At 64.9% G+C, this 11,395-nt stretch carries 9 protein-coding genes; 4 read left to right on the top strand and 5 right to left on the bottom strand.

The features are described 5' to 3' along the window. Nucleotides 1–194 precede the first annotated feature (194 nt). The gene (locus LB533_RS02495; protein WP_224676566.1) at nucleotides 195–722 is read left to right on the top strand and encodes an invasion associated locus B family protein; all 528 of its coding nucleotides are present in this window, start codon (nucleotides 195–197) and stop codon (nucleotides 720–722) included. A 343-nt stretch (nucleotides 723–1,065) separates the two neighbouring features. Further along, complete coding sequence (locus LB533_RS02490; RefSeq protein ID WP_224676565.1) at nucleotides 1,066–2,310, top strand: M24 family metallopeptidase; 1,245 nt, start codon at nucleotides 1,066–1,068, stop codon at nucleotides 2,308–2,310. 52 nt (nucleotides 2,311–2,362) lie between these two features. On the opposite strand, the gene LB533_RS02485 is transcribed toward LB533_RS02490, so the two are convergent. From LB533_RS02485 to LB533_RS02465, 5 genes are all read right to left on the bottom strand, one after another. Next, complete coding sequence (locus LB533_RS02485; RefSeq protein WP_224676564.1) at nucleotides 2,363–3,805, bottom strand: amidase; 1,443 nt, start codon at nucleotides 3,803–3,805, stop codon at nucleotides 2,363–2,365. A gap of 175 nt (nucleotides 3,806–3,980) precedes the next feature. After that, nucleotides 3,981–5,072 carry a Gfo/Idh/MocA family protein gene (locus tag LB533_RS02480; protein ID WP_224676563.1) on the bottom strand — a complete coding sequence of 364 codons (1,092 nt, stop codon included), beginning with the start codon at nucleotides 5,070–5,072 and terminating at the stop codon, nucleotides 3,981–3,983. A gap of 247 nt (nucleotides 5,073–5,319) precedes the next feature. Continuing rightward, nucleotides 5,320–6,492 (bottom strand): ABC transporter substrate-binding protein, encoded by a 1,173-nt coding sequence (locus LB533_RS02475; protein ID WP_224676562.1) that lies wholly within the window; start codon nucleotides 6,490–6,492, stop codon nucleotides 5,320–5,322. Nucleotides 6,493–6,571: 79 nt separating this feature from the next. Next, the gene (locus LB533_RS02470) at nucleotides 6,572–7,420 is read right to left on the bottom strand and encodes an ABC transporter permease (protein ID WP_224676561.1); all 849 of its coding nucleotides are present in this window, start codon (nucleotides 7,418–7,420) and stop codon (nucleotides 6,572–6,574) included. Next, on the bottom strand, nucleotides 7,417–8,250 hold the full coding sequence (locus LB533_RS02465; protein ID WP_140639544.1) for an ABC transporter ATP-binding protein: 834 nt from the start codon (nucleotides 8,248–8,250) through the stop codon (nucleotides 7,417–7,419). The genes LB533_RS02470 and LB533_RS02465 overlap by 4 nt, the downstream gene beginning before the upstream one ends. Nucleotides 8,251–8,578: 328 nt before the next feature. Between LB533_RS02465 and LB533_RS02460 the strand changes: the two genes are divergently transcribed. Further along, complete coding sequence (locus LB533_RS02460; protein WP_140639545.1) at nucleotides 8,579–9,523, top strand: MurR/RpiR family transcriptional regulator; 945 nt, start codon at nucleotides 8,579–8,581, stop codon at nucleotides 9,521–9,523. Between the two features lie 80 nt (nucleotides 9,524–9,603). After that, nucleotides 9,604–11,394: an NAD(P)/FAD-dependent oxidoreductase gene (locus tag LB533_RS02455; protein WP_224676560.1), complete on the top strand. Its 1,791-nt coding sequence runs from the start codon at nucleotides 9,604–9,606 to the stop codon at nucleotides 11,392–11,394. Nucleotide 11,395: the final 1 nt, after the last annotated feature.

The following is an 11,395-nucleotide window of genomic DNA, read 5'->3' as shown; positions in this document are numbered from 1 at the left end:
GTTGCGTCGTAAAGTTCTTACCTGTGGCTATACCGCAACAGTAATTTTGCCGGCTCTCCTCGCCGGGGCGCGGCTTTCGGAACAGTCAGGAGTATTGTATCAAGCCGCCGGCGGGAAAATATCTGCCGTATCGAGAAAAATGCGGGGGCATGAAGAACATGGCTGCCATTTTAGCGCGTGCTAATCTGTTAAATATGGCCGCAGCACTGGGCGCCTTGGGGCTGATCGCATCGGTCGCCGGGCCGGCGCTTGCCGAGGACGCCAAGCCGGCGCAGCCCCCGGCCGCTCAATCCAAACCGGCCGACGCCAATCCATGGGCGGTGAACTGTTCAAGCGGCGCGGCCAACAGCGAGCTTCAATGCCAGGTGTCGCAGAACCTGACCGAAGCCAAGACCGGACAGCGCGTGCTGACCGTGACCGTGCGCCGCGACAACGGCAACGGCTCCCTCGCCATGCTGCTCGCTTTGCCGCACGGGCTGTTCCTGCCCTCCGGCGCCAGCTACCAGATCGATCAGGGCCAGAAGACGACGATCGCCATCCAGACCAGCGACCAGAACGGCGCCTATGCCGCCACGCCGCTGCCGCCGGAGCTGATCAAGGCGATGAAGTCGGGAACCAATCTCAACATCGGCATGGAATCGGTGACCCGCAAGCCGGTCACCATCCCGGTCTCGCTGGCCGGCTTCACCGCGGCAATCGCCAAGCTGGAATCGATCAAGTAGCGGGCTCGGCGTGCGTTGGGGTGGGCGCGCTGCTGAACGGATCGAATGCTCCTGCGATTGGCGGAGCGCCACCCACGACTTCGTCATCCACGGGCGGAGCAAGGAGCGTAGCGACGCGGCGCAGACCCGAGGATCCATGCTGGGACTCCAACGCGCCACCACGGTACAGAATTCTGCTCCGCTGCACTTCATGTCGAGGTCGCGGCATGGATCCTCGGGTCTCCGCGACGGAGCTTCGCTCCTGCTTCGCCCGTGGATGACGACGTTGGTTGGCACCAAGGAACTCGCTTGATTGTCTGCGTCCGCAATGCTCCGATGTCCCTTCAGCCATTCGGAGAGAACCATGACCGGCTTTGTCGACCGCCAGCGCGCGACGCAACTGATGCAGCGCGCCGGCCTGCAGGCGCTGGTGCTCTCAGCGCCCGAGGCCTTCCACTATGCGACCGGCGTGTCGATCGGACCGGCGGGGCTGTTCCGGCGTGCCGGCGCCGGCTTCGTTGTCATCCCGGCTCGGCAGGACCTGCCGATCGGCGTCGTCGTCGCGGATTTCAACGCGGCGCAGCTGCGGATCGCAGCGCCCGAAGCGGTGGTGCGTTCGCACCCGATTTGGATCGAATCCGCGCCGGTCGAGACGGAAGCCCGCGGCCTTCTTCTGGCGGAGCGCATCGAGGCCGGCCTTGTCTCGCTTGCCCGCGCGCCGGATTTCGCGCGCCCCGCCAGCTTCGATTTCGCCGGCTCGGTGCGCCAACTGCAAGCTTTGCTTGCCGAATTCGGACTGGAGCGCGCAACGCTCGGCGTCGACCTCGACTTTGTTCCGGCCGCCGATTTCGCGGCCATGCAGGCGCTGCTGCCGCATTGCCGGATGGTCGACGGCTCGTTGGTCTTGGATCGGCTGCGGGCGATCAAGTCGCAACGCGAGATCGAGCTCCTGCAGCAAGGCATCATCCTGTCGGAAGCAGGGCTGGAGCGGCTGCAGGTGGATGCGATGGCCGGCATGCGCCAGGCCGATCTCATCGCGCTCTACCGGCAAGGCGTGGCCGCGGCGGCGGCGGGCCTCTCCCATCCGGTCGCGACGGCGGAATATGTGACGCTTGGCGCCCGGGCCAAGGGTGCCGATGCCAAGGCAATGCCCGGCGATCCGCTGAAATGCGACATGGTCTGCACGGTCGGCGGGTATGCGTCCGACATGTCACGCAACTTCACTTTCGGCCCCGCTTCCGCCGACCAGGTCGAACTGCACGCGATTGCCGAGCGCGCCTTCGAGGACGGGCTGGCGGCACTCGTGCCGGGAAATTCGATCGGCCATGTGCACCGCGTCGCCACCGACAGCCTGGCGCGGCAAGGCCTGCGCTCCTACCGCCGTGGCCATTTCGGCCACGGTGTCGGGCGGTCTGTGTTCTCGGAGCAATGGCCGTTCATTGCGGCCGACGGCGATGTCCTGGTCGAAGCGGGCATGGTGCTGGCCTTCGAGATCCCGCTCTACATCGACGGCCTCGCCAGCTTCAACCTGGAGGACCAGTTCCTGATCACGCCGGATGGGCCAGTCGCGATGAACCGGCTGCCGAGACGGCTGGAGAGGATAGGATAGGGCTGGTTCTTGTCGCCACAGAACTCGGCGATGGGTGCCCTGCCGCGAGCGATTAACCGCTCACCGGCGGCCGCCGATCCCTCCACGGCAGCTCCCGTTCGAGCTGCGCCGACGCCGCCAGCACCGTCGCTTCGTCGCCGTAGCGGCCGGCGAGCTGCACCCCGATCGGCACGCCGTCTTTCGACCAGCCGAGCGGCAGCGAGATCGCCGGCTGGCCCGAGATGTTGAAGGGGAAAGCGAACACCGCATCCGTCCATTTGGCGTTGTAGCGATCGATGTCGGTCTCCGACATGTCGTAATAGCCGAACGGGCGCGGCAGCTGCGTCAGCGTCGGGGTGACGAAGAGATCGTAGGGCGAAAGGTCGCTGACGATGTCGCGGCCGACCTGCCTGAGCTGCTCGACATCGGAGATGTGCCTGATGCCGCTGGTCGCACGGCCGCGTTCGATGATCGCCCAGGTCACTGGTTCGACATCATCAGGCGTGACCGGGCGGCCGATCACCGTTTCATGATAGTCGAAGGTCGCCGCCGTCTGCACGCAGGTCATGTTGGTGTAGGTGGCCCACACGGCATCGGCGTCGAGCGGCATGTCGTGTTCCTCGACATCATGTCCCAGCCGCTCCAACGCCGCCACGGTCGCCAGCACCGCCACCTTTACGTCCGCATCGATGGCCGTGCCGTTGGGCGGGGTGACGGTGAAGCCGATGCGCAGCTTCTTCGGCGCCTGCGCCGACAGGCTGAGCCAGGAGGCGTCGGGGACCGGCGGCGTATAGGGGTCGCCCGGCAAGGCGCCGGCCACCGCGTCGAGATAGGCAGCAGTGTCGCGCACGCTGCGCGAGCAGCACAGGAAATAGGCGCCGCCATACCAATAGTCGCCGAACGGCGCCAGGCTGACGCGGCCGCGCGACGGCTTCAGCCCGACGATGCCGCAGCAGGAGGCCGGAATGCGGATCGAACCGGCGCCGTCGCTGGCCTCGGCGATCGGCACCATGCGCGAAGCAACGGCCGCCGCCGCGCCTCCGCTCGAGCCACCTGGCGTGATGCCTTCCTTCCACGGGTTCCTGGTCACGCCGTAGAGTTTTGGCTCGGTCGTGATCGACCAGCCATTCTCCGGCGCGTTCGACTTGCCGACCAGCACCAGCCCCGCCGCCTTCATGCGGCGCACGACTTCGGTGTCGAAATCGGCGACGACATCTTTCAGGTAGAGGCAAGAGTTGGTGTTCGGCGCGCCGGTCCAGGACGAGGCCAGTTCCTTGAGCAGGAACGGCACGCCGGCCAAGGGCGCCGATCTGTCGACGGTGCCTGCCTGCGCGCGCGCCATGTCGTAGAGGCGGTGGATAACCGCGTTCAGCGCCGGGTTGAGCCGCTCGACCAGCGTGATCGCCGCCTCGACCAGTTCCGCCGGCGAGACCTGGCCTCCACGCACCAGCGCGGCCAGATCGAGCGCGTCGGAGTCCGCGTAGGTTTTCAACAGACTGTCGGTGACGGCGGCCATGTATTGCTCCTTTTATGGATCGATGGCTGCGTGACTTACCCTCACCCAGCCTCCGCTTCGCTCGGCTGACCTCTCCCCGAGGGGAAAGGAAACTGTCCCGCGCCGGCGCCTCCCTCTTCTCCCCCACGGGGAGAAGGTGGCCGCGAAGCGGCCGGATGAGGGGGCTGCCGCAACGTCAGGCCAGCTCGACGGTGCGCCCCAATTCGATGCTCTTTTCGGCGGCGAGCACGATGCGCAGGCTGTTGACGGCAGCGTCCATCTGTTCGGTCAAATCGAGATCCTCGCGGATGGCGCGCAGGAAGAAGGCCTGCTCGCGGTCGCAGAGCTCCTGGTGGCCGGGCTCGTCTTCCATGCTGACGATCTCGTCGGGTCTCGAAAAGTTCTTGTCGGCGTCGACCGCCGCATAGTGGATTTTCAGCGCGTCGGTCTTGGTGTGGCGGTCGATGTCGGCCGAGTTCGAGACCTCCGCCGCTTCCGCTGCGCTGCTCGCCTGCTGGCCGGCGACGATCGACACCGCGCCCTTCGGCCCCACCACGTCCTTCACGAAATAGGCCGTCTCGCTCATCATCGGGCCCCAGCCTGCCTCGTACCAGCCGACAGAACCGTCATCGAAGGTGACGTGGAGATGGCCGTAATTCTGCTTGTCGGCTTCCGCCCAGAGCTTGGCGCCGATGCCATGCACGCGCACGGGCCTGGCGCCGGTGAGCTGGCACATGACGTCGACATAGTGGACGCCGCAATCGACGATCGGGATCAGCGAATCGATCAGGTTCTTGTGCCAGTGCCAGGCGCTGCCGCTGCTCTGCTGGTTGAGGTTGAGGCGCATCACCAGCGGCTTGCCCAGCGTCTTGCCGACCTCGATGAATTTTATCCAGGAGGGATGGACGCGCAGGATGTAGCCGAGCACCAGCTTGCGGTTCTTGGCACGCGCGGCCGCGACGACCTTTTCGGCATCCTCGATGTTGGTGGCGAGCGGCTTTTCCATGAACACATGGCAATTGGCCGCGATCGCCTTCAGCGCGTATTCGGCATGGGTGTTCGGCCAGCTGTTGATCGAGACGGCGTCGGGCCTGGTCTCCTTCAGCGCCTGGTCGAAATCCTCATAGAGTGGGTAGCCGGACAATTCGGAGGGGATTTTCTTATTGCTCTTGATCGAGCGGCTCATGATGCCGACGATCTGAAAACCCTCGGAACGGTGATAGGCGCTGGCATGCGAGGCGCCCATATTGCCCAGACCCACCACCAGCACTTTTACCTTGTCGGCCATGTCAGCCTCCCATGCTAATTTATTGAATTGCGGGCGGCAGAGCGCCGCCGCCGGTATTCACTTCAAGTTTGCGCCGCCCCTCATTGCCCTGCCGGGCATTTCTCCCCGTATAGTGACGGGGAGAAAGGGCTGGCCGCAACGTCGGCGATTGGCGAAATCGTCGATGAGAGCGTCCCCTCGCCCCGTTTACGGGGAGAGGATGCCGGCAGGCAGGTGAGGGGCGGCGCCGACCTCGACAATTGCCACCCTACTTCACCGCCGAATCGAACAGATGCGCCTTGATCTTTTCGACATCGAGCGCGGCAAAGCCTTCCGACAGTTTCGCGCCGTCGGCATCGGCCTTGACCTTGGCCTTGTCGAAATCGTTGGCGGCGGGGATCAGGTCGTTGGTGCAGACATCCTGCGCCTTCACCGGGTTGGTGATCTGGCCGATCTTGTGGATCTCGTCGAAGAAGCCTTGCCAGCTCGCCATGTCGTGCGAGCCCCAGCCGCCGCGCTTGTCCATGTCGCCGCGGAAGACGTTGATCTGCTGCAGGATCGAGGTGGTGCCGAGCTCGGGGCCGAGGTTCTTGGCCAGCGTCGGGAACTGCTCGAACACCGCTTCGACCGCCGCGCGCGGGTTCTGGTAGCCGAACTCCAGCCCCATCGCCCAGCCGCGCAGATATTTTTCCAGGAATGCCTTCTTGTCGGGATCCTCGAGATCGGCGGCGCGCACGACGAAGGTGTTGGCCGGCAGCTTGGAATTCTTCACGCCGAGCCAGTATTCGAAGTCGAGACCCTTGGCGATCCATTCGGCGCGCAGCCCCTCCCACGACAAGGCAGCGTCGCCCTGGCCGCCGGCGAGCGCGGTGCCCCAGGTCGGCCAGCCGGCCTCGACATACTTGACCTTCTTGATGTCGACCCCTTGCGCGGCGAGCAGCGGATCGGTGATCGACTGCCAGGCGGCGGAGCCGAGCAGGATGGTCTTGCCTTCGAGCTTCTTCAGGTCGTTCGTGCCCTCGCCCTTGCGGAAGGCGATGGAGAACGTGTCGCGCGCGCCCATATGGAACACCGACTTCAGCTTCATGCCGTTCTGGATGGCGAAGGAGAACACGCCGGGCGAGGGAAAGCCCATATCGGCCTGGCCGACATCGACGAACTTCACCGTCGCCGTGCCGTCCGACGGGCCTGGCTGCATGTCGGTGCTGAGCCCGTCGAAATAGCCCGCCTTCTTGGCTGCCCAATAAGGATAGTCGTCGAGCACTTCGAGTGTGCCGCGCGGCGAGATCCAGGTGAATTTTTCATAGGCCGCCGCCCTGGCCTTCAAGCCCGATGCACCGAGCGCGGTGGCGGTCACGACGCCGGCCGCCGTCACCTGCAGGAAGGTGCGGCGGCTGATGCCCGTTCTTGTCGCCGTCTGGAATGAGTTCTGGTCGGTCATGGCATTCCCCTTTTGTTGATTGACCCTCTTATTGATCGATGGCCTTTCGCCCGCTCCCGGGCGTTCATGGATCTCGTGCTCAAGCCTCCCAGCTCGCCCATTTCTTGCCGATCAGGAAGAACAGCACATAGATCAGGATGCCGAGCGTCGACAGGATCAGCACCACGGCGAAGAATTGCGGCATCTGGATCATCGACGAATAGGTGGTGAGCCGGTTGCCGAGGCCGAAGCCGCCGCCGACCATCTCGGCGCCGACGGCGGTCAGCAGGCCGAAGATGGCGCCGATCATCAACCCGACCAGGATCATCGGCAGCGCCATCGGCGCGCGGATCTTCCAGAATATCTGCAAGGTGCTGGCGCCATAGGAGCGCGCCAGCGCGATCTTGGCGCTGTCGACGCGGCGGAAACCGGTGGCTGCGTTGATCATCACCATAGGCCCGGCGGCCAGCGCCACCGCGATGATGCGCGGCGTGTAACCGAAGCCGAAGCGCAGGATCAAAAGCGGCACCAGCGCCAGCATCGGCGTGGTGACGAGCAGCAATATGTAGGGCGCGACGATCTTCTCGGCGAAGGGGAACTGGGTGATGACGGCGGCCAGCACCAGGCCGACGACGGCGCCGATGGCGAAGCCGGAAACCAGCTCGACCAGCGTATAGCCGAGATGCGGCGCGATCAGCGGGAACTCGTCGAACAGCGCGTAGGCGATCGAGCTTGGCGGCGGCATGATGTAGAGCGGCACATGGAACAGGCGCAGCGCCAGTTCGATGCCGCCGATGATGATCACGGCGACAGCGATGATGGCCGCCACCTCCTTGCCCGACTTGATGCCGGGACCGCTGGCGAAGGCCGAGAGATTGGTCAGGCTGACGTCCTGCCCCTCGCCGGACTTGGCACCCGATTTCGAGAATTCCGGGATGGCGTCGCTCACGGCCTGATCCTCACGATCTCGGCGCTGGCTCGTTCCTGTTCCGGTGCCTTGGGCCTGGCGCGCTCGCCGACGATGTCCATCTTGATCCGGTTGGTGAGGTCGAAAACCTCTTTCGTCGCCATGATCTCCAGCGAGCGCGGCCGCGCGAACGGCACGCGATACTCCCTCGCGACGCGGCCGGGCCGCGCGCTCAGCACCACCACGCGGTCGGAGAGGAAGATCGCTTCCTCGATGCTGTGGGTGATGAAGACGATGGTGGTCTTGGTGTCGAGCCAGATCTCCTCGACGAGACGGTTCATCTCCTCGCGGGTAAAACTGTCGAGCGCGCCGAACGGCTCGTCCATCAAAAGCACGGAGGGTTTTGGCGCCAGCGCCCGCACGATCGCGGCGCGCTGCTGCATGCCGCCCGAAAGCTCGCGCGGGAACTTGCCGCCGAAACCGTCGAGCCCGACGCGGTGGAGCAGATGCGCGATCCAGGCGCGGTCTGGTTTCTCGCCCTTGATCTCGAAGGGAAAGCGGATGTTGGCATCGAGATTGCGCCAGGGCAGCAGGTTCGCTTCCTGGAACACGATGCCGATGTCGGGATGCGGCCCGGTGATCTTGACGCCGTCGAGCCGGATCTCGCCGCCGGTCAGGCTGTGCAAGCCCGACATCGACCACAAAAGCGTGGTCTTGCCGCAGCCGGACGGGCCGACGATCGAAATGATTTCATTGGCGTGGACGTCGAGGCTGCACCGGTCCAGCGCCAGGAGGTCGCCGGATGCGGTGTGATAGATCTTGGTCGCTGCCTGCACACCAAGCTTCGGCGCTGTTGTTTCGCCTGCGTTCATCCGCCCCTCGGAGAGTGCGTCCAATCGACTGCCAAAAATCAATCTGTAACTATCCTACTTTGGTGTCAAGCGAAGAGCGCGATCGTTCCGCCTTTCAGAGCCGCCTATTCCTCCATATGTCTGCTTTCATTGTCTTTTCTTTATCTTGAAATGCGTGTTGCTTTCCTACATACTCGGGAAAAGTGGCACAAGAAGGCGGACGTTGCAGATGGGCAAAGCCGGGTGACATGCCGCAACGGCACGCAGCAGTTGCAGCGGGGCCGTGCACATGGAACGACAGCGTGCAAGCATGGTAAGAGGTCGACAAGGGACCAGGGAAGGCCACTTCATGACCGAAGCTGACAGCCGGGAAAACCTGATGACGGATGGCGAAGCGGACGGGCGCGAGCCTGTGCGGCGCATTCCCGACATCATCTCGCTGGTCAAGGATACCTATGCCGAGCTGCGTCCGGCCGAGCGCCGCGTCGCCGATGTCGTGCTCGACGACGTCAAATACGCGGTCGATGCCTCCAATGCAGCCCTTGCCCAGCGTGCCGGCGTCAGCGAACCGACGGTGACCCGCTTCTGCCGCGCCATCGGCTGCGAGGGCGTGCGTGATTTCAAGCTGAAACTGGCGCAGAGCCTGGTGGTCGGGGCGCTCTATCTGGACACTTCGCCAGCCAGGGAGAGCGACACCGGCATGCCGTTCTGGAACGCGGTGTTCGGCGAAGCGCGCCGGGCGCTGCAGGAGGCCGAGCGGCAGCTCGACCCGGTCCAGCTGCAGAAAGCCGCCGAACTGATCGCCAAGGCACGCCAGGTCACGGTGTTCGGACTGGGCGGCAGTTCCTCGGCGCTGGCGCAGGAAACGCAATACCGGCTGTTTCGCTACGGCATATCGATCAGCGCGCAATGCGACCCCTATCTCATGCGCATGACCGCCTCGACCTTGAAGCCCGGCGACCTGGTGATCGCCATTTCGGCGACGGGGCGCACGCGCGAGGTGATCGAGGCGGTCGAACTCGCCAAGCACTACCGCGCCAATGCCATCTGCGTGACGGCGCCCGACACCGAGCTCGCGCGCGTCGGCGATGTCAGGCTGACCGTGGCGGTGCCGGAATATCCCGATACGCTGAAGCCGACGGCGTCGCGCTTCGCCTTCCTGGCCATGATCGACCTCATGGCGGTGGCTGCCGCCTATAAGCTCGACGGCTCGGCCCGCGAGACGGTCCGCCGTATCAAATACAATGCCCAGATCCACCGCACCGGCAAGGAGATGGAGCCGCTCGGGGACTAGCGCACGTTTTCCTTCTCCCACAAGGGGAGAAGGACAGGACGGGCGGCGCTGACTTGAGAAGTAAAGAGGGAAAGAGAAAAATGCTCGAAATAGCACCGACGAAACAGGCAGCCGCATGGCTCGCATCCCTGGCGCAAGCGCTCGATGCCGGCGATGTCCCCGCCGCGACCAACCTGTTCGTCGACGATTGCTACTGGCGCGACCTCCTGACCTTCACCTGGAACGTCACCACGATGGAAGGCCGCGAGGCGATCGCCGACATGCTGCAGGCGACGCTGACGACGACGCGGCCGGCAAGATGGCAGCTCACCGGCGAAGCCACCTCGGACGAAGGCATCATCGAGGGCTGGTTCACCTTCGAGACCGCTGTGGCCTCGGGCCAGGGCATCATGCGCCTGCGCGACGGCCGCTGCCGGACATTGTTCACGGCAATGACCGACCTCAAAGGATTCGAGGAGCGCAAGGGCGCGGCGCGGCCGCTGGGCGTGCGCCACAAGGCCGACCCGGAGCGCGAGACCTGGTCGGAGGCGCGGGCGCGCGAGACCCGCGAGCTTGGCGCTTCGGAGCAGCCCTATTGCCTGGTCATCGGCGGCGGCCAGGGCGGCATCATGCTGGGCGCGCGGCTCAGGCAGCTCGGCGTGCCCTCGATCGTCATCGAGAAGAATGCCCGGCCGGGCGACTCCTGGCGCAAGCGCTACCGCACCCTCGTGCTGCACGATCCGGTCTGGTACGACCATCTGCCTTATATCCCGTTTCCCGACAATTGGCCGGTCTTCACGCCCAAGGACAAGATGGGCGACTGGCTGGAAATGTACACGCGCGTCATGGAGCTCAACTATTGGGTCGCCACCAGATGCGTCAGCGCCAGCTATGACGAGGTGGAGAAGGTCTGGACCGTGGTCGTGGACCGCGTCGGCCAGCACATCACTCTGAAGCCGAAGCACATCGTCTTCGCCACCGGCGCCTATGGTCCGGCGCGACCGATCGACCTGCCCGGCGCCGACCAGTTCAAGGGTGAGATCCTGCATTCCAGCCAGTATTCCAGCGGCGAGAAATTCCGCGGCAAAAAGGTCGCCGTCATCGGCGCGGCGAGCTCCGGGCATGACGTCTGCGTCGATCTCTGGGAAAGCGGCGCCGAGGTCACCATGATCCAGCGTTCGCCGACGACCGTGGTCAAGTCGGACACGCTGATGGAAGTCGGTTTCGAGATCTTTTCGGAGAACGCGCTGGCGCGCGGCATCACCACCGAAAGGGCCGACATGATCGTCGCCTCGACGCCCTTCGCGCTGGTGCCCAAGGGCCAGCGGGCGCTCTACGACGTCATCCGCGCGCGCGACGCGGCTTTTTACGAACGCCTCGCCGCCGCCGGCTTCGCCCTCGACTTCGGCGACGACGAGACCGGCCTGCTGATGAAGGCCTACCGAACCGGCTCCGGCTACTACATCGATGTCGGCGCTTCGGACCTGATCATCGACGGCAAGATCGGCATCCGCAGCGGTGTGGCGATCAAGTCGCTCACGCCCGGCGGCATCCTGTTCGAGGACGGCAGCGAGCTTGAAGCCGACGCCATCATCGCCTGCACCGGCTATCAGTCGATGAACGAGACCGTGGCGCAAATCGTCTCGCGCGAGGTCGCCGACAAGGTCGGCCCGTGCTGGGGCCTCGGCTCCGGCGTCAAGGGCGACCCCGGGCCATGGCAGGGCGAATTGCGCAACATGTGGAAACCGACGGCGCAGGAGGCGCTCTGGTTCCACGGCGGCAATCTGGCGCTGTCGCGCTTCTATTCGAAATATGTGGCGCTGCAGATCAAGGCGCGGATGGAGAGGATTGCGACGCCGGTTTACGGAGCCGTCAGCAACGCACAGCGGTGAC

The sequence above is a fragment of the Mesorhizobium sp. BR1-1-13 genome, from assembly GCF_020165515.1.
In the GTDB taxonomy this organism is placed as follows: Bacteria; Pseudomonadota; Alphaproteobacteria; order Rhizobiales; family Rhizobiaceae; genus Mesorhizobium.
This window is presented reverse-complemented; position numbering and strand designations above follow the sequence as displayed.